Source organism: Schaedlerella sp., assembly GCF_056796775.1.
Window position 1 is genome coordinate 18,138 of record NZ_JBQIKP010000015.1, and the last position, 21,393, is coordinate 39,530.

The 21,393-nt window shown below is 50.0% G+C and carries 16 protein-coding genes; 1 reads left to right on the forward strand and 15 read right to left on the reverse strand.

Annotated features, from left to right (window positions below; all coding sequences use genetic code 11):
• Window positions 1-12: 12 nt before the first annotated feature.
• The 7 genes from ACTOY7_RS09005 to ACTOY7_RS09035 form a co-directional block, all read right to left on the reverse strand.
• Window positions 13-837, reverse strand: coding sequence for a carbohydrate ABC transporter permease (locus ACTOY7_RS09005; RefSeq protein WP_482670721.1), 825 nt, complete (start codon window positions 835-837; stop codon window positions 13-15).
• Entirely contained in the window at window positions 834-1,703 is an 870-nt protein-coding gene (locus ACTOY7_RS09010) for a carbohydrate ABC transporter permease (protein WP_300824897.1), read from the reverse strand. Before ACTOY7_RS09010 ends, ACTOY7_RS09005 begins: the two co-directional genes overlap by 4 nt.
• Window positions 1,704-1,731: 28 nt before the next feature.
• Window positions 1,732-2,988 (reverse strand): ABC transporter substrate-binding protein, encoded by a 1,257-nt coding sequence (locus ACTOY7_RS09015; RefSeq protein ID WP_160284303.1) that lies wholly within the window; start codon window positions 2,986-2,988, stop codon window positions 1,732-1,734.
• 205 nt (window positions 2,989-3,193) lie between these two features.
• The gene (locus ACTOY7_RS09020) at window positions 3,194-4,810 is read right to left on the reverse strand and encodes a response regulator transcription factor (protein WP_482670722.1); all 1,617 of its coding nucleotides are present in this window, start codon (window positions 4,808-4,810) and stop codon (window positions 3,194-3,196) included.
• Window positions 4,803-6,581: a cache domain-containing sensor histidine kinase gene (locus ACTOY7_RS09025; RefSeq protein WP_160284305.1), complete on the reverse strand. Its 1,779-nt coding sequence runs from the start codon at window positions 6,579-6,581 to the stop codon at window positions 4,803-4,805. The genes ACTOY7_RS09020 and ACTOY7_RS09025 overlap by 8 nt, the downstream gene beginning before the upstream one ends.
• A gap of 1 nt (window position 6,582) precedes the next feature.
• A complete protein-coding gene (locus ACTOY7_RS09030) occupies window positions 6,583-8,010 on the reverse strand; it encodes an AAA-like domain-containing protein (RefSeq protein WP_482670723.1) in 1,428 nt (475 codons plus the stop codon).
• A gap of 4 nt (window positions 8,011-8,014) precedes the next feature.
• Complete coding sequence (locus ACTOY7_RS09035) at window positions 8,015-9,319, reverse strand: GNAT family N-acetyltransferase (protein WP_482670724.1); 1,305 nt, start codon at window positions 9,317-9,319, stop codon at window positions 8,015-8,017.
• Between the two features lie 481 nt (window positions 9,320-9,800).
• On the opposite strand from ACTOY7_RS09035, the gene ACTOY7_RS09040 reads away from it, so the two are divergent.
• Window positions 9,801-10,232 (forward strand): hypothetical protein, encoded by a 432-nt coding sequence (locus tag ACTOY7_RS09040; RefSeq protein WP_482670725.1) that lies wholly within the window; start codon window positions 9,801-9,803, stop codon window positions 10,230-10,232.
• 195 nt (window positions 10,233-10,427) lie between these two features.
• On the opposite strand, the gene ACTOY7_RS09045 is transcribed toward ACTOY7_RS09040, so the two are convergent.
• From ACTOY7_RS09045 to ACTOY7_RS09080, 8 genes are all read right to left on the reverse strand, one after another.
• Window positions 10,428-12,548 (reverse strand): penicillin-binding transpeptidase domain-containing protein, encoded by a 2,121-nt coding sequence (locus ACTOY7_RS09045; protein ID WP_482670726.1) that lies wholly within the window; start codon window positions 12,546-12,548, stop codon window positions 10,428-10,430.
• Window positions 12,549-12,819: 271 nt separating this feature from the next.
• On the reverse strand, window positions 12,820-14,256 hold the full coding sequence (gene nagE, locus ACTOY7_RS09050) for an N-acetylglucosamine-specific PTS transporter subunit IIBC (protein WP_160284366.1): 1,437 nt from the start codon (window positions 14,254-14,256) through the stop codon (window positions 12,820-12,822).
• Between the two features lie 113 nt (window positions 14,257-14,369).
• Window positions 14,370-14,855 carry a PTS sugar transporter subunit IIA gene (locus tag ACTOY7_RS09055; protein WP_300885891.1) on the reverse strand — a complete coding sequence of 162 codons (486 nt, stop codon included), beginning with the start codon at window positions 14,853-14,855 and terminating at the stop codon, window positions 14,370-14,372.
• A complete protein-coding gene (licT, locus tag ACTOY7_RS09060) occupies window positions 14,848-15,702 on the reverse strand; it encodes a BglG family transcription antiterminator LicT (RefSeq protein ID WP_016297861.1) in 855 nt (284 codons plus the stop codon). Before licT ends, ACTOY7_RS09055 begins: the two co-directional genes overlap by 8 nt.
• A 417-nt stretch (window positions 15,703-16,119) precedes the next feature.
• Window positions 16,120-17,166: a hypothetical protein gene (locus tag ACTOY7_RS09065; protein ID WP_160284368.1), complete on the reverse strand. Its 1,047-nt coding sequence runs from the start codon at window positions 17,164-17,166 to the stop codon at window positions 16,120-16,122.
• A gap of 386 nt (window positions 17,167-17,552) precedes the next feature.
• The gene (locus tag ACTOY7_RS09070) at window positions 17,553-18,218 is read right to left on the reverse strand and encodes an HAD family hydrolase (protein ID WP_482670727.1); all 666 of its coding nucleotides are present in this window, start codon (window positions 18,216-18,218) and stop codon (window positions 17,553-17,555) included.
• 118 nt (window positions 18,219-18,336) lie between these two features.
• On the reverse strand, window positions 18,337-19,665 hold the full coding sequence (locus tag ACTOY7_RS09075) for an MFS transporter (RefSeq protein WP_482670728.1): 1,329 nt from the start codon (window positions 19,663-19,665) through the stop codon (window positions 18,337-18,339).
• A 26-nt stretch (window positions 19,666-19,691) separates the two neighbouring features.
• Window positions 19,692-21,287, reverse strand: coding sequence for a xylulokinase (locus tag ACTOY7_RS09080; protein ID WP_482670729.1), 1,596 nt, complete (start codon window positions 21,285-21,287; stop codon window positions 19,692-19,694).
• Between the last annotated feature and the right edge of the window lie 106 nt (window positions 21,288-21,393).

A 21,393-nucleotide genomic window follows, 5' to 3' on the forward strand; every position in this document is an offset into this window, starting at 1 on the left:
TCATTTGCTGTATCATCCCTTCACGGCCCCGCTTGTGATCCCGGCTACGATATGCTTCTGCATGATCAGGTAGAAGATCACCACCGGAATCAATACCAGAACCATGGTTGAGAGCATCATAGACCAGTCGTTGCTGAACTGTCCCACGCCTTTATACACCTGCATGACCAGGGTAAAGGACTTGTTGGAGCTGAGGAACAGGTACGGGTAGAGGAAATCATTCCACACCCACATAACCTCAAAGATGATGATCGTTGTGGTGATCGGCTTCAGCAAAGGAAATACCACGAGCCAGAAGCATTTCCACGGGCCGCAGCCATCGATCATGGCAGCCTCTTCAATATCCATCGGAAGCCCTTTAAAAAATCCCTGATACAGGAACATCGCAAAATTGCACCAGCTCGAGTATACCAGGATCAGCCCCACAATATTGTTCAGAAGATGCATTTTCTGCAGCAGAAGATACAGAGGGATCATGATGGTCTGAGCCGGAACCATATACCCCAGCAGGAAATAGGCCAGGAGTCCTTTATACATCTTGTGTTTTCTGCGCGCGATGGGATAGGCCGCCATCGCTCCGAAAAGCACGATCAGCGTTACCGAGACCACGGTAATGATCAGGGAATTGCTAAAGCTGCGCGCAAAATCCATGTTTTCAAATGCCTTCGCGTAATTTTCAAAGGTCACGCTCCGGGGAAGCGCCAGCGGCGAGCCGGACATTTCCTGAGGTGTCTTGAATGTATTGACTGCAAGATAGTAAAACGGAATCAGTATCACGATACACAATGCAAGCATCGCAATCTCGCCTGCTATATTTCTGACTTTTTTAGCGCTCATTCTTTTTCTGCCCCCGCTTTCTGCTGGATTACCGTAATAAATGCTACAAATAAGAAGAATACGATCGCCGCTGCCATGGATCTTCCATACATTTTATCTACAAAACCTCTCTGAATGATTACCTGGGATATCATGGTCGTGGCGTATCCCGGCCCGCCGCCTGTCAGAGCGAACGGGAGATCAAACACCTTCAGGGAAGAGATCATCAGCAGCATCACGCTGGTGACCATGGCCGGCTTTAGCTGCGGCACTGTGATTCTGAAAAATAGCTGCAGTGTATTTGCGCCGTCGATCCGGGCCGCCTCGTACAGGTCCTCAGAAACGCTCTGCAGCTGTGCCAGGTAGATGCAGGCATGCCAGCCAAGCTGGCTCCACACGGTCACTACGATGACTGATACCATCGCCATCTTTGGATCCGCCAGCCAGAGGACCGGGTCAAAGCCCAGTCCCGTGACCATTCGGTTCAGCAGTCCATAATCCAGAGGTGACATAATATAGGACCATAAAAATCCCAGCACCAGCGCACTCGGAACCGACGGGAAGAAAAACGCCGCTCTCTGGATGTTGCTGGTCTTCATTTTGGAATTCAGGGCAACCGACAGCGGGATTGCCAGGATCGTCACCGCGATCGGCACGGCAATGGCATAAACCACCGTATTGGTGATGGAAATAATGATCTGCTTATCCGAAAAAACATCCAGATAATTTTTCAGCCCCACAAAATGAAGATTCTCAAAGGTAACGCCCTTCCAGTCCGTAAATGACAGCCCTACCGCCTGGAGCATCGGATACAGCATCAGCACGGTATAGACCAGAAACGCGGGAAGTATAAAACACAGGTACGGTAATTCTTTTTTTAATTTCATAACTGCTCATCCCTTTCCAGTCTATATACTAATTTGATAAGATGACCTCAAACTTGTCGTCTACCGCTTCCAGAGCCTCCTCCGGTGTGGATGTCCCTGCGATCACGCTCTGGCAGGCGGATGTATATGCCTCCAGGATGGAGGAGGAAGACGGCCATTCTACAGTCTGCCAGTACACTCTGCCTTCCGCCACATCTGTCTTGAATGCCTCCAGACATGGAGCTACCGTATACTCCGCATCCGCCGCGTTCATAAAATTGTCGAACATGCCGGCCCAGCACTGAACCCCGTCCTCGGAGGACAGATATTCCATAAATTTCTCCGCGCCTTCTTTATTTTTTGCTTCCTTTGCAATACCGATCCCTACATTCGCCGCGCCCTGCAGCATCACCTCGCCGTCAAATCCGGGAATCCCGAAGGTTCCAAATTCCAGATCCGGGTTCTTTGCCTCAAAATCCGGAAGGCTCCAAGGCCCGCCGATCATCATGGCCGCCTGCCCGTTTACAAACATTTCGATCTGCTGGTCATTGGTCAGGCTTAAGCAGGACTGTCCCAGGTATTTCGGTTCGATCACATCCTCATACCATGCGTCCATGGATTCCTTGTACAGCTCGGAAAATTTTTTACTGCCGTCCGCAAGCGCCGCTTCCACATTCGGATCCTTTGACGCCTCATTGGACGCAAATAGTCCCAGAAGCAGTCTCCCCGCGTCCTCGGACTGCGCGGTCATCGGGTCGATACCAAGCTCCTTGATCTTCGCCATATCCTCCACCAGCTCATCCCAGGTCTCCGGTGTTTTCTCAATCTTCGCCTGTTCAAAGATCTCTTTGTTGTAGAACATAAAGCTTGCCCAGGAATCCATGGATAGGCCGTATACCTTGCCGTCCGCGCCCAGCGTCCTTTTTGCGTTGTCGCTCAGCTTCTCCATGATCGGCATGTCGGAAAGATCCTCCGCAAAGTCTGTCGCAACCACGTCCTCCCGAACCTCCGGGCACATAAAGAACAGATCCGTAGGTTCATTCCCGTTCATCAGCAGGGTCAGCTTCTGAATATACTGCTCTGTCGGCGGTACAAACTGCACCTCCAGCTCCAGATCTGAATTGGCCGCTTCAAAGCCCTCTTTCAGAGGCATCATCTGCTCCTCCGTATACCAGGAGAGCAGTGTCACGGTATTTTTTGAGCTTCCGCCTTTTTCGCCTTTTGCGTCATCCCCGCTGCCTCCGCACGCCGCCAGACTCAACACCATTCCCGCACACAGCAAAGCCACCATTCCTTTTTTCATCATGTGTAGTTCCTCCCTTTTGTTTTTTATGAGTATATACTACTGAAATTTTCCTCCTTCGGAAATGCCGAAAATCACGAATCGTTGCTCAAAATCACTCTCATAAAAAGATTCCATAAGAAAAAACATCAGGCAGATTTCCGCAGGCGAAGCCCGTTCAATCTGCCTGATGATGTTTTCATTCTGCCGCTCTTTTCTCAACCGTTCCTTACAGACTTCGGTATTCGTTGGGAGAGATTCCGTACAGTTGTTTGAATTTCCGGCTGAAATGATACTGGCTCTCATAGCCCACCGCTCTGCTGACGGCATACACGGTCTCCTCCGTTTCCTTCAGCATCTGCTTGGCCTTTTCCATCCTCATTCCTGTTACATAATCCAGAAAAGCGATTCCAATTTCTTCCTTGAATACTTTCAGAAAATAATTTCTACTCAGGTGCACGGTCTCGGCAACCTCTCCCGCGGAAAATTCCGGATCCGCGAAATGTGCCCTGATATACTCCGCGGTCCTGCCCATCAGTGAATAATTTCCTTTATTTTCTATCATATTTTTCACAGCGGTTCCGGTTTCCCGAAGTAGTTCCTCCATCCGGGAGACAAGCTTCGCTTCGGTCCGAAGCTTATGCAGATCCCATACATTCTGATGCCGCAGGATCAGAAAGGCCCGGTCCTTGTACAGCTTGGTAAGCTCGTTTTTCACCAGGAACAGCAGTTCGATCATCTCATCGGCCAGCCCGCCGGGAGCGCTCCCCTGCTCTTTTGCATATCCCGCTATCCGACGTACAAGCTCTGTCGCGTCCTCCGGCGCTCCATTGTAGATCAGCCGGCGCAGGGGCTTTTCCACCTCCTCCCCATAAGGAAGATATGTCTGTCCTTCCCCGGCCTTCGCTTCACTGCAGAAGAATGCTCTGCTCTGCCGCTCATAAAAGCAACATCCGCGGCGCCGGAAATCTCCGCAGTACCCCCGGATCAGTTCCTCTGCATTCGAAAATGTCCGGTTGACCTGCAGGATATATTTCTTCCTGATGTGATGGCTTTTCAGATCCTCAAAGGATTCCAGGACGGCATCTTTTTTTTCTTCCTCCGATATAAAACAGACGCAGTCATAGCCCGGAAAACAGTATTCGATCTCCCAGTCCTCCACCAGACGGAGCAGATCCCCGGGCTCCTCCGTTGGCGAATACATTTCATAGGAACGCAGCGCGCGTCCCCGGATCACGGAGTCCAGCTCCTGAGCCGCAGTATCCGCTTCCGGTATTCCGGAATCCGGTTCCGCGGCATTCCATTTCAATATTGCGGTATCTGATCTCAGTATTGCCGCATTCGGCTCCGGCATCGCGGAAATGTCCCGTTTCTCAAGACATCCTGTTTCCAGAGCGGTAAATGCTTTTTCGAATATGCCGTTTTCATACTGCCTGCTTAAAAACCGGCTGTCATCCTCTTTTTTACGTTCCGTATCCAGCTCTTCCCGGATCTGTCGTACCATATCCAGCAGCTCCTTTCTGGAAACCGGCTTTAAAAGATAATCCTTTACTCCCAGGGAGATTGCTTTCTTTGCATAGGAAAATTCGTCATATGCAGTGACGATCACGTAAACCGCTTTCTTTTTTCTCTGCTGCAGCTTTTCGATCATCTCCAGCCCACTCATCTCGTCCATGCGGATATCTACAAACACCACGTCCGGCTCTATTTCTTCAAATACCTGGATTCCCTCCGGACCGTCCAGCGCAATCCCGCAGACCCGGAAACCATTTTCCTCCCAGTCAATGATCTTTTCCATCAGGAACAGGTTCTGCTCCTCGTCATCTACAAACATGATCTTATACATGGATCTCCTCCCGCGGTACTGTGATGCATACTTTCGTATACTGGTTTTCCACACTTTCGATCTTCATCTCCGCTTTATCTCCATAAGTCAGCTTCAGCCTTTGGAACGTATTTTTCAGTCCGATAGACGAGAACTGCCGGTCTTCGGTATCTGAGATATAATTCCTCAGTTCTTCCAGCCTTCCGGCCTCAATCCCGTTTCCATCGTCCTCGACCCTGATGCGGATCTGTTCCTCCAGCCGGGAAACATCAATGACAACACGGCCTTCCCGTTTCAGCTTTTTAAAGCCATGCTTCATACAGTTTTCCGCCAGCGGCTGTATGACAAACTTTAAGATCGGATGCAGCTCCAATTCTTTTTCCAGATGAATCTCATAGGAAAACTTATGGCTGTAACGCTGTTTGTACAATTCCAGATAGCTTTCCACATGACTGCACTCCTCCTTAAGAGTTACGATCTTATCCTTGTTGCTCATCGTATAACGCATCATCCGGCTGAGCGATACAACGATCTCCTCAATTTCGTAATTCTCGCTCAATACTGCTTTGGCCTGGATCAGCTGCAGTACATTGAATATAAAATGAGGATTCACCTGGTTGACAAGATTTTCGTATTCCATGTTTTTCCGGTAGATCTCCCCCAGATAGACCTTATGTACCAGCTCGTTGATCCGCCGGATCATTTCCTCAAACCGGCCGCGGATCAGCACGAGCTCCCCCGGCTGGCCCGTAACCCCGGTCACCTCCACAGGCTCAAAATTCTCCTGCTCCACCTGTTGGATCCTGCAGATGATCTCGTCAATCGGCCGTTTCACAGAGCCCGCGATCACCCGTGACAGCACCGCCACCGCCCCGCAGCCCAGGAGCAACATAATAAAACCAATCCGCCGCGCCGACACGGCCGACGCAATGATGTCCTTGTACAGGTAGACCGCCGCAATATACCAGTCGCTGCTTTCCATTTTTGAGTAAATGATAAAATGGTCATCCGCCCTCAGTGAATCGCTCTTTTTGTCTCCCAGATAACGGATAAATTCCGCTGTCCCTTCCGTGTGGTTCTGCTTCGTCTGAAAATCGTAGTACTCCTTTGTAGAACCGTTGACCAGGTAGGCATTCATATTGGCATCCTTGTGGATACTTTCCGGCAGGACAGCGGCCTTGTTCATCCGAATGTCGCACAGCGTATACCCCACTGTCTCGTTGCCGGACCGGATGGGCAGCACTACGGAAATGGCCTGGCTGGCCGGAGTCTTTCCCGTCTCATAGTAGTCCACATCGTGGGGCAGGATATACTGGAAACCCTTTTTCTCTTTGTCCACACATTCTTGAAACCAGTCGGTTTCCATGAGGCTCCCGCGGATATTCTGCAGATAATTGTACTGGTATCCGTTATTTCCCAGCACGAATACATCCTGGATGTAGCTTTTCATGGAGGTCATAGAACCGAAGCGCTTCTTCAATTCCCTCTGGCAGGATAGAAATTCTCCGTAGTCCAAGCTGTCCTGTTCCATGGTCACCAGCCGGATCACATTTTCATCCATGGAAAGGGTATTCAACAGCGCCTTTACGTCCGATGTACAGAAATCCATGTTCAGCTTAAAAGTTTCTGTAATATACTGACTTCCCTCTTCGATATTTTTTACAAGACGCCGGGTGTATGTCCAGCTCGTAAGCAGGATGGTTACTGTCATGACGATGCAGAGGACGGGAACCATCAGGAAGGTAAGCTTCCTTCCAATGTTTTTGTTGATGTATTGATTGAATCTGCGCATTTTATACCACCACAGAATAGATCGACTTGTCTCCGAGGCAGTTCTCTGTCCTTGTATATTCTTCAATTCTTTTTTCCCGATTTTTCAAAAAGCAGAATGTCAAAAGCCAACCTTTCTTCTGTCCCCTGCTTTCCATATAATTCAATAGCTGCCGCAGTCCCTCCTCATGCTTTTTGGGACCGGACCACAATTTTAACTCAACAATATACTCCCGGCGGTATTCCGCTTTCATCAAGTCCTGGAATTTTTCCAGGATAGCATCCATTTCCAAATCACCGTTTTCATCAACAAACTGCGTCCTGGATGTGGAAAGTACCTGTTTCCCAATCACCTGGTCTGCAATAAAATGATCGTATATATATGTTTCAAACATAATATTGGAGATCTTGCAGAGTCCCTCTTTTTCCCCAATAATACCAAATGTCACGCCCAGATTGATCTCCGTGTTTGACACCTTGTACGGAATCTGGTTTCCGTGAAAAAGAATGCCCTCCACAAAGCTCCGGAATTTCGGATTATTTTCCAGGTTCTTGATCATATCGTCAAACAGGGGATTTGTACCCTTAAGGATCTCCCGCGCCGCCGCACGGACTCCCCGCGGCGTCCAGCAGTCCTTCAGGGACAGTTCCCCGGAAACGCGCTCGTCCATCCACAGACAGATCAGACTGACAAGAAATGGGTAGCCTGATGTATAACGGCGGATTTCACAGGCTACATCCTCCGCGTCAATCGTAAATTCCTGCTCCTCTTCATATTCCCGTATCATGGACGATATTTCCGGCACGGAAAGGCTCATATCAATGGGAAAATCTACCGCGATATTCCATGGAGAATTATACTTTCTTTCCTCATCCGGCCGCAATTTCAATTTCAGATTTTTCACATCATAGACCCCAGCCAGGATCACACTTTTAAAGGTGACCGTCCCCATGGCGCGCTCCAGATATAATTCCCTTAAAAGTCCCAGAAAGTTCAAAAACATCTGGTTGTCTGAGCTTTTATCTACTTCGTCAATAAATAGAAGGACTTCTTCCTGCTGTCCGCAAAAATCCGTGATCCGGTCCCGCAGGGTATCCAGATTTTCTTTCCCGGCCGTGCATTTCCAGATGTTCTGCTTCGCTTCGCTGTAACCGGAAAGCCGGAGATTTTTCTCGACCCGCCCGCAAAATCTCCTGACAAATGCATCCTCTGATCCGAATGCGTCCATTCCCATTCCCTCAAAGCTAATGTTGATCACAACATATTTTTCTTTCAATCGGCTCCAGAGCAGCATAAGTGTAGTCGTCTTTCCATACTGGCGCGCGCGGTTGATCGTAAAATAGGATTCCTGTTCGATCAGTCTGATCATACGGCTGAGCTTTTCGGATGTATCCGCCATGTAATGTTTTTGCGGAATGCAGGTTCCCGCAATGTTAAACCTCTTTTTCATGAAATTACGCCCTTTCTTTTTCCAAAAACTCTTCCGCAGCCTCCCTGGAGTGAAATATGATGATCTCCTTTTCGGGATATTCCCGAAGAAGGCGCTGTATTTCCGGCCGGCATTCCAAGTGAAAGTTTTTTACAAATTCGAGAAACTCTTCATCCCATTCCGTCTCGATCCAGGGCATATCACAGCGCGGCTTGCCGAAGCGTGACTCGATTCCCTGCAGGCATACCTCCAGCGGGTAATCCAGCCAGAATACAGTATCGCACAGTTTCAGGCGCAGAGGCAGTGTCCTTGCGTAGTTGCCGTCGATGATCCACTGGTCCCGCTCCAGAATCCCCTTTAGCTTTTCATCAAATTCTTCCGCAGAACAGGTAGTTTTATCCGCTCTGTGGTAGATCATGTCCAGATAAAACAGCGGCAGGCCGGTGATGTTCTGCAGTTTCCTGGCAAATGTACTCTTTCCGGCTCCCGGCGAGCCTATCACGATTACTTTTTTCATAAATTCTGTCATTCCTTTCGCTGTGTTCCGGCGCGCTTCCTTTTCAGCAAGCCCCCGCGGAAGCTCCATTCCGCTGACGATCTCGTGATATACGGAGCTTCCGTCCAGCGTCGTTCCGAATGTGTCCACCCAGGCCGGGATATAACCGCACCGGGATGCGACCATCTGCGAACCCAGATTGGTTACGGACGCAGAGTAATAGGGAAGGATATTTCGTTCCAGCAGTTCCCTGGTCAGCCGCCGGACCAGCCGGGTCCCTACTCCGGCATTTCTGCGGCCTTCCAGCACATCCACTCCAACCTCCCATAAGCCTTCTACAGAAGAGCCTGCGGCACCCGCCGCGCCAATGATCTTTCCGTTGTCCTTTGCGATGCAGACCGCCCGGGTGGGCGTAGAGCCGTCAGCCTCAAATTCCAGAGAATTTCCAAATCCGGTCAGCCCCCGCAGCGATACGACCTCCTGTTCGAATAGAAATTCGCACTCGAAGTCCGGCGGCGTCAGAGGCGCCTTCGCAAGGCTCAGATCCGGGATATAATGTATCGTCTGTCCATAGACATAGGGCAGCTCGAAGATTTCATCCCGGCTCTTTCCTGCTAAAAGCCCTTTGATTGTTCCGTGGAGATCTTCGGAGGCGCAGACCACGACGCAATGCCTGTATGCCAGGATCTGAATGTATGGCTGCTTTGCGTCTGTACGGATGGAAAAAATGGTCTCTGTTCCGTGTAATTCTTCCGTGGCGCATGCATATTCCTTTGTGAGTAATTGTTCTATTTTACTCTTTAAAATATATTCTTCACTTTTTCCTCTTGCCATAATCTATACATTCCCCTTTACCGCATATGGTAAAAATCTGCTTCTGCAGCTTTTTACTGCCATTTATCTATACTTACGGCAGATTTATCCCGCGCTCAGTATAACTTAAGGCTATCATATATTTTCAGCCATATCAATGAAAAAATGTTACTATTCACAGTCATTTCACTCACATGCGCAAAAACAGTCGGCAAAGCCGTCTGCCGATGCTTCGCATCTTGATTTTTTGCTTATGTGGGTGAAGTGACTGATTCCAGTCAGATAAAAACTGTCAATCGGCTTCTTACAAGCTTCGCTTGAAGAACCCGACTGCCATTTTTTATCCGACTGTGAATAGTAACGAAAAAATATAATTCTCCGGAAAGTTTACTTGACATTCTATGTATATTTGCTATAATAAAAATATGTAAAGCGTACTTTCCATTCAAAAATCGCATAAAGAAATGATACATGGATCGCACGCAGAGAAGGAGGGAATCATATGAACAATAAGAAAGAACTGAGACCATATTTGATCAGCCTCACAGTCGGAATGATTCTGGTCGGAATTGGATTGACAACGAACTTTGGCTACTACTCGAAACTGATCCTTATGGCAGGATTCGGGCTGGCATGCGGTGAGGCTGTCCATGCTCTCCGTCTTCTGTACTGGAAAAGTCCGAAGAGGCACGAGGAATATGAAGTCAAAAAAGAAGAAGCCCGCATCAACAGCATAGATGAGCGGAAGCAGTTTCTGCGGATGAAATCCGGCCATATCACTTATCAGATCATGGTTTTTGTTTTGCTTTTTCTTGCCTGGGCGCTTGCTCTTTTCCGCACAGACAGCTGGATCATCGGAATGGTATTTCTGCTTTTTGTCTTCCAGTATGTGACGGGAATTATCGTATTCCGCATTCTGGAAAAAAGGCTGTAAGCCGCATAGGGAGTTGCAGAAAATCTGAAGGCTAACTGAGGGCTGCCGCGCCGGAGGTGAAAAAACTCGGGCACAGCAGCCCTTTTTATACCATCGTATGCAGAAAGGCTGCCAGTGGCAGGCTTTCTGTATGGTGTCTTATTGAACTGCCCTGATGCATTCCTACAAAAAGGGCACCATCCCCTCAGCTTCTTACTACTGCCCGCTCCCCAAATATTCATCCAATACAATCTTATCTTTATTGACCACATACCCGCTGCCGCCAATCTCTTTCACATTTTCCACCATGCTCACGATCAGAACCGGAGTCCTGGCCTCCTTTTCGGCGGTCAATACCGCAAACCATCCGATCTCCGTCCCTTCGGTATCTTCCACGGACGCCTTGATCTCCGCGGTCCCGGTTTTTCCGGCCAGCACAATGTCCTCCCGATGCGCCGCATAGCCTGTTCCCTCGGGGCTGTTCACGGCCTTTTTCATACCCTCCAGAACCTGCGCCGCAGTATCCGCCGGAAAAATCCCGGGCAGCCAGAACTCCGTCCCGCTTTCCCCGCTGCGCGCCAGATATGGCTTCAACGCATTTCCTCCATTGCAAAATGCCGTATACAGACTGGCCAGGTGCAGCGGATTGACCAGGATCTGCCCCTGTCCGTAGCCGCTGTCCGCCAGCTGGATCTCACTCTCAATATGCTCCGTATTGGAAAACCGCGAAGAAGGCATCACGATCTCGAAAGGCAGCTCCTCGCCGAATCCCAGCTCCTTCAAGGAAGCTTCCAGTGTCTGGGCGCTGATCTTCAAAGCGGCCTTGGCAAAATAAATGTTGTCCGAATAGATCAGCGCGTTTTCCATGGTCACCGGTTCGTATGCATGAAGGGTCGTCACAAAATAGTCCCCCCAGGAAGTATCCTTCTGCCAGCTCAGCCCTACATTTCCAAAATCCTCCTGCGGATCCACCGTACCGGACTTCAAGCCGATGGCCGCAATGACCGGTTTGAACGTGGAGCCGGGACACCAGACCTGCCGGAAACGGTTCAGCAGCGGTTTCCGTTCTTCTTCGTTGAGCGCGTTCCACTGCGCGTCCGACAGTCCCAGAATAAAATCATTGCTGTCGAAGGACGGTGTACTCACCAGCGCCAGAACCTCCCCGGTATACGGATTCATGGCAGCGGAACAGCCCGGATCCTCCTGGAACTGCCGGTACAAAGATTCCTGGAGATGCGCGTCGATGGTCAGGGTGATGTCCCGGCCATGCTCCACCGGGCGGCTTGCCAGCACGGACTTCTGCGCGCCGTCCTTGTCTTCTATATAAATGCTGCATCCGTCCCGGCCTTTTAACTCCTTTTCAAACAATCCTTCCAGCCCGCTCCTGCCGATCACACTGTTTTCATTGTAGCCCTCGCCCGCATGCTCCTCCAGATCCTCGGCAGTCACATTGCCCACATAGCCTGTCAGATGTCCGGCGGCGGGGCCAAAGGGGTATGTCCGCACCTCCGTATCAGTGATCATCACCCCCGGGACCGCAAGCAGAGCATCCTGCCGCGCCTTTTCCTGAAGCGCCTTTTCGTCTGGCTCCAGGGCCATCAGGTCAAGCTCGCTGACCTTCGGGATGGTTTTGACAGGAACAAAGGAATCCTCCTTTACCCAGGCCGCTCCCAGGCGGTTTTGGATCGTCTCCGGATCGGTATCCAGAAGCTCGGATAGCTGCCGCAGGGCGCTCTCTTCATTTTCCAGCTTCCCCGGCACGATGCCCACCGACGACGCGGTTCCCGGCCCTGCAAGCATCCGGTCATTGCGGTCAAAGATCTTTCCCCGCGCCGCAGGAGCAGTATCGATCCGCACCTTGTCCGAATCCGAAAGTCCCGGGAAGATCAGACCGTCGTGCCAGAGGATCTGATATCCGTCCTCTGTATCCGTAAAGTGCATTTCATTTTCAAAGCGGATCTTACCCGCAGCCGTATCCAGGGACATCTCGTACATGACCGCATTCTTTTCCCCGTCATAATCCTGGATCTCAACCTGGATGTTTTCAGCTTCTATGCCTTCATAAATTGCGGAATTGCGCTGAATAAAAGCTTCCTGATCCTTATATGCGGAATTTTCAGGGTCTGTCATCTCATACATTCCCTCATAATCCTGCTTCCCGATCAGAGCCATATATCGGCTAAGGAGCTCCTCCGGAGTCTCCCTGCCGTCCTTTTTTACGAAATATACACCCGCGCAGGCCGCAATGCCTGTTACGGCAAACGTCAGTCCGATGGCAGCGGCACGCGAAAACCTTTTCCCTCTGTTTTTCCGCTTCGTTCTCTTTTTTCTCTCCATGCTTTTCCCTCCGAAATGTAAGGAGCTATACCTCTTGAAACGGCCGAATGGCCATGATGGGGTGCCCTTGGGTATACCTTGTAAAACGGCCGAATGGCCATGATGGGGTGCCCTTGGGTATACCTCTTGAAACGGCCTGCACCGCAAACGGCTGTCCGCCGTCTTCCATATCCTATATCCTACATTCGCGGTGTACAGATGTCAACCAAAAAAGACCGCGCTCTCGCGCGGCCTTTTTTGAAAAAGGGATTCTTAGTGAAATGATACTGTTTTATTTGCAAAGCTTCTTAAATTCGTCTGCTACGAACTGTACCTTCGTACCGATGATAACCTGTACCGCTGTCTTGCTCGGCCGGATCACTCCTGCTACACCTGCGGATTTGATCTTCTTTTCGTCCACTGCCGTGTAGTCTTTGATTTCCAGACGAAGTCTTGTGATACAGTTATCAATGCTGGCTACATTGCCTTTTCCGCCTACGCCTTCCAGGACGATCCTTGCTACTTCTGTAAAATCGTCGTTTGCAAGCTGAACGGCTGTCTCGTCATCATCTTCTTCTCTTCCGGGTGTCTTCAGGTCAAACTTCACGATCACGATCCGGAACAGTACATAGTAAATCACAGCAACTACCAGGCCGATTGCCGGCAGTAACAGCGGATTTACAGCGAACGGAGCCTTAAAGCTCAAAATCCAGTCAATCAGACCTGCACTGAAGTTAAAGCCCGCGCGTGCCGGAAGCAGAGATACAACTGCCAGGGAAATACCTGTCAATACAGCATGGATCAAATACAGAACCGGTGCAAGGAACATGAAGGAAAATTCCAACGGTTCCGTAACGCCGTTAAAGAACGATGCCAGCGCCGCGGAGAATAACAAACCTGCAGCGATCTGCTTCTTGCTGTCTTTTGCTGTATGATACATTGCCAGTGCCGCTGCCGGAAGACCAAACATCATAACCGGGAAGAAACCGGACATATACATACCTGTCTGTCCGATCACACCGCCTTCGATGCTTCCCCAGAACTTGCCGATGTCGTTGATGCCCGCCACGTCAAACCAGAATACGGAGTTCAGCGCATGGTGCAGACCGAATGGAATCAACAGTCTGTTGAAGAATCCGTACAGACCTGCGCCTACTGCTCCCAGGCTCATGATAAATTCACCGAACGCGATCAGCGCATTGTAAATGACCGGCCATACAAAGAACAGAATCAATGAAGCAAAAATGGACACTGCCGATGTTATGATCGCCACACAGCGCTTTCCGCTGAAGAATGAAAACGCGTCCGGAAGCTTCGTGCTCTTGAACTTATTGTAGCATGATGCCGCGATCAAGCCGCACATGATACCGATAAACTGTGTCTGAGTCTTGGAAAATGCCGGATCGACTTCCTCTACCGCTACCTTGGTCAGCATCGAGATCACGCCCGGTGACAGGATCGTCGTAACCATCAGCCAGGATACGAGACCTGCAAGACCTGCTGTTCCGTCATTGTCATCCGCCATACCTACCGCGACACCGATCGCGAACAGGATTGCCATCTGGTCAATCAATACACCGCCGGCTTTCAGCAGGAATGCCGCAATCACACTGTTTGCGCCCCAGCCTGTGGGGTCGATCCAGTAACCAAACCCCTGCAGGATCGCCGCTACCGGGAGACACGCTACCGGGAGCATCAAGGATTTTCCTAATCTCTGTAAATACTTCATACATTATCCTCCTTCTACCTCATATTCCTTATGAAATCCCTTTATCTATTTTATACCGGCATTTCCGCCGGCAAAAATACCATGCCTCTGTCCTCTTCTGGACAGTTCTTATATTAATTCTTCTTGATCACAAGAATGTCGTCTCCCGGATTCACATCCTTTCCGGAAAGCCCTTCCACATCTGCGTATGCATCCGTATTGCAGATCAGCATGGGCGTCACCGTATCGTATCCGGCTGCTTGAATCTTTTCCAGATCCATTTCCAGGAGAAGGTCTCCTTTTTTCACCTTATCCCCGGCCTTCACATGGCCCGTAAAGCCTTCGCCCTTCATTGTAACGGTGTCCAGCCCCACATGGATCAAAATCTCCGCCCCGAAATCAGCGTTCATACTCACCGCATGCAGCGTCTCGAATACTATCGCGATCTCGCCGTCTGCCGGAGCAAATACCTTTCCCTCAGCCGGAACGACTGCCACGCCTTTTCCCAGCAGCCCGTCGCTGAACGTGGGGTCATTGACCTCCTGCAGAGGAACTGCTTTTCCTTTTACAGGCGCCCCAAGTGTAAATGTCTCTGTTTTCTTCTTCAAAAAATCAAACATCTTTTTCCTCCTCTTCTTCTGACATTGTAACCCTCCGGATATGGATGGACAGGTACATGACCTCCTCACCGGATATTTTACTGCCTGTTGCCTTTTCTATATATTCTGCCACCATCTCACTGCAGATATATTCTTTCGGATATTTTTTCCGCATCATGAACTCAAGCTCCTGCTCCTCGTCCGAAAGCAGTTCTTTTCTGTAGATACGCTGCAGTAAAAACTTGACATGTGTAACAAACCGCTCATAATGGAGGGAATCCTCGTCCAGCTCAATGTTCATTTCTGCTTTCACGATATCCAGGATTTCTTTCAAAAGGTTCGGAAATTTCAGGGCGTCCCGAATATCCGTACCATATTCCGCATTAACAAAATGCAGCGCGATAAATCCCGCTTCATCCTCCGGAAGGTGGATCCCCAGCTTCAATCCGATCAGCTGTACCGCATACTGCCCGAGCTGAAACTCCTGCGGGTAAAAACGCTTAATCTCCCACAGCAGCGCGTTTTTCGGCTGAATTTTCTGCATATACCTTTCCAGTGTAAAATTAATGTGATCCGTAAGTGTGACATAAATGCTCTGGTTCAGCTTCAGCTTTAAATTGTTCTTCGCATAGGAAATGATATCGTTGGATATTTCCACATGCTCCATCGGCATATTGGCAAGCAGCTCTTTCAGCTTTTTCGCCACGCTCGCGCTTTTAATCTCAAAGACCTTTTCGATCTTGGACTCCGGCACTTTCTTTCCCGGCTTCGTGCCGAACCCAATCCCGCGCCCCATGATCACCAGCTCTGTCCCCGTATCGTCATAGGACGAAATAATATTGTTATTTATAATCTTTTCAATAATCATGCGCTCCTTGCTCCCCCTTGTAAAACCACCAAGCAAAAACAGACCACGGCTCTGAACCTTTCTATGAATTTGAATAGACCACAGATGCTCTCAGGAAACAAAAAAACCAGATTTTATAAAACGCCCTGAAATCCTCGTTTATAAAATCTGGTTTTGCCTGCCAAACAGTAACAATCCATCTGCTGTCTATGTTTAATTTCTTAGTCTATTATAACACCTTTGTGCAGAATGTCAATCTTTTTTTATTTTTTATTTATCTTTTGGTTATTTTTGCTTTATTTTTTAATTATTCTTTTTATATTTTCTTAATGCTTTGTGCAATTATTACAAATTTTCATTTCAACAAAATCCCATTATAGCCATTCGCGTTTTCACGGAGCTCGCCCAGGGGCATCCTGCTATGGCCATCCGCCCGCATCAGGGGGTATAGTCGAAATATTCCACGAATTTCATATGGTTTTTCGCCTCCTGCTCCCTCAGATAACGCTGATCGCCCAGCTCCCCTCTCTTTGCGCCGCTGGCATCGATATAAATGGTCTGTCCGTTCATCTCCACAGCCGTGAGCACATATCCCTCCTGGCGGAACTGGCTTCTGCCCCAGATTCCCCGCACAATGTGGGATTCCATCCCGGCACGGTTGAAAAGCTCCGACAATATTTTCGCGGATCCAAGCGCCGTCGCCTTGTCCCTTGTGACCGCAGACAGATTATTGTATATGTAAATGCCCTCGAATACATCCTTCATCCCGGAATAGCTGGCCGTTTCCCCGTCTGTCCCGGAGGTAACGGTCAGGTTTTCATCCAGCCAGTCCAGAAAATAATCGGCGGTCCGCTTTTCCCCGTATTCTTCCGGGAGATCTTCCATCGCCTTGGAAAGGATCTCCTCTGTCTGCTGCCGGATCTCTTCGATCTTTTCCTCCTCTGCCTTCTCGTTCACCGCCAGAGCCTGCCCCACCTCTTCCAGGTTCATGACCCTGCCATCGTCCGCATATTCCCCGGACATCTGGATCCCCTCCGCGCAGGAGAGGAAGAGGATCGCCTTGGCAATCTTTTTTTCCGTGACATTCGCCAGGTCTGTCCCGCCATGTTTGACGTAAACACCATTTTCCGTCATGGGGATATCCACAAATCCGTAAAAATAATCGTAACCCTCATCCTCCAGGGCCGTTGTCACGCGCAGATATTCTTCGCCGCTGAGCTTCTCGGGAAACTCCACGATGCCGCCCTGCTTTTGATCCAGCCGTTCCCGGAGCAGTCCGTATGCCTCCGCCTCTTTTCCGGTGAGCTGCATCGTATAAAAATCAGAGATGACCGAGGCGCCATCCCTGGGCTCATCCGTCAGCGTTCCTTCCACCGCTGCCGCGATACTGTTCTGCCGCATCCAGTACATCAGAAACATCAGGCAAAATAAAACCGCCCCTGTCCAAAATGCCGCCCGCGGGTGCTTTTTGATCCAGTTTTTCATGATCCTTCCCTCTCATTCTTCCCTCATCCCCAAACGATTCCGATGGTTCTTTGCACCGTCGCTTTTTAGGAAAAATAAAACCAGATTTTAAAGACATAAAACAAATTTATCTCTTTAAAATCTGGTTTTGCCTGCCTTGAGTAACAACCCAGTCGAATATTTCTTTAGACTAATACTAGCAAATGCAGTACAAGTTGTCAAGGAATATTCTGGTTTCTCTTCATTTTTTGGTTATACGGAGTTACATGTCACACACTGACCAATCACTACGCTGATTGGTCAGGAGGATGCACATAAAAGCTGGGATTCAGGCCGTCCATTGCCGTAGGCAATTTTAAATGACGGCCTGAGTTACAGGGCACGCCTGGTCAAGGTGTGACCTGTAACTATACGGAGAAATGACTGCGGATCCTGTCTATTTTCCCGCGTACTTCAAAAAAATCTCTGCAGATCCAGGCGCAATATGGCCGGATCGTTTCGGAGGGGTCGATCATGTCGGGAACCATGACCGTGATGCAGCCTGCCGCGTGTCCTGCCCGGACTCCGTTTTCGCTGTCCTCGAATGCAAAGCAGTCCTCTGCTCTGCACCCGATCCGTTCCGCCGCGCGCAGGAAGATATCCGGAGCCGGCTTTCCGCACTCCACCTCCGTCCCGCTGACCACTGCATCGAAGTAATCCCGGATCCCCGCTCCCCGCAGGTTGGCTTCGATCTGCCCGGGGAGGCTGCTGCTGGCCACCGCCATGCGCACGCCCTGCTCCCGGAAAAAATGTAGGATCTCAGGCACCCCGTCCTTGACAGGAATGTGGGCCGCCAGCTTTTCACGCATTCTTTTCATGCATTCTTCCATCACGGCAAGTCCGTCCGAAACCTGATAGTATTCCTCCACTACCCTGCGCATACGTTCCCCATTCGTGCCTGTGATCGCCTTTAAAAATCCGCTGCCAAGATTGATCTGCCGTTCTCCGGCCAGTTCATGCCAGGTCTGCTGATAGACCCGTTCCGTGTCAAACAGCACTCCGTCCATATCGAAAATCGCGCCTGCATGGTCCATTTTGTCTTTCCTCCATATATTTCACTGAGTTCTCTCATATCACAGCACTTCGTACATTCTAACTATAACAAACAGCCACACAAAAATCCAGAACTTTCCCATAGCCGCATTGATTTATTTAACGCGCTTTTTCCCGCCGTGATTCCAGTTCCCGTGTCATTTCATCCCGCAGGCCGTCCAGCTTATAGTAATATGTAAGCACCGCGATCAGCACGCACAGGACGATCGGAATCCAGATAAAACAGATTTCGATGTATGAGAGCGCCTTTTCCGTCTGGACCGCATTCGCGACATAGCCGCCCTTATCCAGAAATGCCCCGATAACAAAGCTGGTCAGCCCCATTCCGCCCTTCACAAAAAATCCCTGGAAGGCGGCGATCAGTCCCGCAACACTGGCGTTCTTTTGATACTCCGAGTAGTCGATCACGTCCGGCTGCATGGCAAATGTGATCCCGAAAATGCCGTAGATCCCAAGCCCGGTGATCACCAGTCCGATCAGCAGGCAGGCAGCAGAATTTCTTCCCGCGAAGATCAGCATGTCGCCTGCAATGTACAGAAAAATACTGAAAAACATCAGGTTCCGTTTGCTGAACCGCTTTTCCAGAGCCGGAAGGACCAGCAGCATGGGCAGGCCCGAGAGGATTCCCAGGATGCCCACCAGGGACAGCCATTCCGGACGGTTCAGGTTATACTGGAAATAGTAGATCACTGTGGTGCTCCTGACTACATAGAGCGAGAAGTAAAACAGGTTCAGTAAAAACAGGATCCACGCCTGCCCGGTCAAGCCTTTGAAATCTTCTTTCAGGGAGGAATGCTGCTGGGTAACAGTCGGCGGAACCACCTCCTTTGTGCTTGCAAAGGTCATGAAGAAAATGCACATTGCAGCAATCCCGTAGACAGTCATTGTTACCAGATATCCCCTGGCCTGGTCTCCATTTCCAAAAAATTCTACCAGCGGGGCAGTGATGGTCATGACCACCGCAGTTCCCAGCATGGCGCACACCATTCTTGTGGATACCAGAATATCCCTTTCATGGATATCCGAAGTCAGCCTCGGCACGATAGTATTCAGCGGGATATTGACCACCGTGTACGCAGTACAGAGCAGACAGTAGGTCACATAGGCCCAGATCAATTTTCCGCTGCTCCCGAAGTCCGGGATCAGAAAGGTCATAAATGTAAATATTGCAAAGGGCACTGCCCCAAACAGAAAGTACGGCCTTCCCTGTCCCCATTTTGTATGAGTCCGGTCCACGATCAGGCCCATACCGGTGTCTGTAAATGCATCTATAAATTTTGTAACGAGCATCATCGTGCCCGCCGCTGCTGCCGAAATCCCAAATACATCCGTATAAAATACCATCAGATACGAGGCCATGGTGCTGAACACCAGATTACACCCCAGATCCCCGATACCGTATCCAATACGCTTTCCCCATTTTCCCATGGTTTTTCCTCCTGTTTTGTAATGGCTTACCAGTCTATAGCTTCGATGGCTGCCTTCTCCACCGCAAGCCCCGCTTTGTACCGTTCCATAAAGAGCTCAAAGCCTGCCGCGTCTCTTGCATACGGTGCTATCGTTTCTCCGGACAATTCCTTGAAAATCCGGTTTTCCAGGTAATCCTCCAGCTTTTCTCCGGGTCTTTTATCCGCCAGGTATGCCGCCAGCAGAGCGATCCCCCAGGCGCCGCCTTCGCTTGCCGTATCCATCACCGTGACCGGGGCGCCTACCGCTGCCGCCAGATACCGCTGGCCGACTCCTTTTGTCTTAAAAAATCCGCCGTGGCCCATGATCCGTTCCACCTTGACCTTTTCATCCTCCATCAGGATATCCAGGCCCATTTTTACGGCTCCCAGCGAGGTGTACAGATGAACCCTCATAAAGTTCGCCAGGTTAAAATTGCTTTCCGCGGTACGTAGGAATGCCAGCCTTCCTTCATTCAGCATGGTGATATTTTCTCCGGAATAATAGCCGTAGGCCAGAAGCCCGCCGCAGATCGGGTCTCCTTTCAGGGATTCCGTGTACAGCTTTTCAAACAGCTCTCTGGTGCTTGTCTGGATCCCCATCAGCTCCGCAAATTCCCCGAACAGTCCTACCCAGGCATTTAAGTCGGATGTGCCGTTATTCGCATGGGACATGGCACAGGGAAATCCGGTGGGAGTGGTGACCATATCAATCTCGCGGTATACTTTGCGAAGCTTCTTTTCCAATACGATCATGGCAAATGTACTGGTGCCTGCGGATACATTTCCGGTACGGGGCGCAACAGAGTTGGTCGCTGTCATACCTGTTCCGGCATCTCCTTCCGGCGGGCACAGCATAATCCCTGCCTTTAAGCTACCGGATTCATCTAAGAACGCGGCGCCCTCTTCTGTCAGCTCTCCGGCATTTTCTCCGGCAACGAGGACTTTTGGGAAAATGTCCTCAAGCTTCCAGGAATACCCGTGCGGCTCCACCAGCCGATTGAATTTTTCCACCATGGAGTTGTCATATGTGCGGGTATCTGAATCGATCGGGAACATTCCGGACGCGTCGCCGATGCCGATCACTTTTTTCCCTGTCAGTTTCCAATGGATGTAGGCGCTTAAGGTTCCTACATAATCCAGAGCTTTCACATGCTCTTCTCCATCTAGGATCCTCTGGTACAGATGGGCCACACTCCAGCGAAGCGGGATGTTAAAATCAAACAGCTCTGTCAGCTCGTCCGCCGCCTGCTGTGTATTGGTATTTCTCCAGGTCTGGAAGGGCGCGATCTGATTCCCGTCCTTATCCAGAGCCATGTACCCGTGCATCATGGCGCTGACTCCAATGGCGCCGTATGTCTCCGGGACAACACCGTATGCGTCTTCTACAGCTTTCCGTAAAGAGCTGTAGCATTTTCGCGCCCCTGCGTGAATCTCTTCCAGGCTGTAAGTCCAGATGTTGTCGATGAAGGAATTTTCCCAGTCGTGGATGCCGACCGCAAGGACATTTCCCTGCAGGTCTATCAGGACACCTTTGATCCTGGTAGAGCCCAGTTCAATGCCCAATGCGGTTTTTCCGCGAATGATCATTTCTTTTTTATCCATGTTTTCCTCACTTTCCAATATATGATTCCGGAAGCGGATGTACTGCATGCCCGTTGCCCGTCCGCTTCTGTTCTGCCGTCCGCTTCCGGAAATCCATATCACTCCT

Bases quoted from the DNA above. Each gene is read 5' to 3' on its own strand.
- ACTOY7_RS09005 (WP_482670721.1), bottom strand. From the start codon at position 837: ATGAGCGCTAAAAAAGTCAGAAATATAGCAGGCGAGATTGCGATGCTT.
- ACTOY7_RS09010 (WP_300824897.1), bottom strand. From the start codon at position 1,703: ATGAAATTAAAAAAAGAATTACCGTACCTGTGTTTTATACTTCCCGCG.
- ACTOY7_RS09015 (WP_160284303.1), bottom strand. From the start codon at position 2,988: ATGATGAAAAAAGGAATGGTGGCTTTGCTGTGTGCGGGAATGGTGTTG.
- ACTOY7_RS09020 (WP_482670722.1), bottom strand. From the start codon at position 4,810: ATGTATAAGATCATGTTTGTAGATGACGAGGAGCAGAACCTGTTCCTG.
- ACTOY7_RS09025 (WP_160284305.1), bottom strand. From the start codon at position 6,581: ATGCGCAGATTCAATCAATACATCAACAAAAACATTGGAAGGAAGCTT.
- ACTOY7_RS09030 (WP_482670723.1), bottom strand. From the start codon at position 8,010: ATGAAAAAGAGGTTTAACATTGCGGGAACCTGCATTCCGCAAAAACAT.
- ACTOY7_RS09035 (WP_482670724.1), bottom strand. From the start codon at position 9,319: ATGGCAAGAGGAAAAAGTGAAGAATATATTTTAAAGAGTAAAATAGAA.
- ACTOY7_RS09040 (WP_482670725.1), top strand. From the start codon at position 9,801: ATGAACAATAAGAAAGAACTGAGACCATATTTGATCAGCCTCACAGTC.
- ACTOY7_RS09045 (WP_482670726.1), bottom strand. From the start codon at position 12,548: ATGGAGAGAAAAAAGAGAACGAAGCGGAAAAACAGAGGGAAAAGGTTT.
- nagE (WP_160284366.1), bottom strand. From the start codon at position 14,256: ATGAAGTATTTACAGAGATTAGGAAAATCCTTGATGCTCCCGGTAGCG.
- ACTOY7_RS09055 (WP_300885891.1), bottom strand. From the start codon at position 14,855: ATGTTTGATTTTTTGAAGAAGAAAACAGAGACATTTACACTTGGGGCG.
- licT (WP_016297861.1), bottom strand. From the start codon at position 15,702: ATGATTATTGAAAAGATTATAAATAACAATATTATTTCGTCCTATGAC.
- ACTOY7_RS09065 (WP_160284368.1), bottom strand. From the start codon at position 17,166: ATGAAAAACTGGATCAAAAAGCACCCGCGGGCGGCATTTTGGACAGGG.
- ACTOY7_RS09070 (WP_482670727.1), bottom strand. From the start codon at position 18,218: ATGGACCATGCAGGCGCGATTTTCGATATGGACGGAGTGCTGTTTGAC.
- ACTOY7_RS09075 (WP_482670728.1), bottom strand. From the start codon at position 19,665: ATGGGAAAATGGGGAAAGCGTATTGGATACGGTATCGGGGATCTGGGG.
- ACTOY7_RS09080 (WP_482670729.1), bottom strand. From the start codon at position 21,287: ATGGATAAAAAAGAAATGATCATTCGCGGAAAAACCGCATTGGGCATT.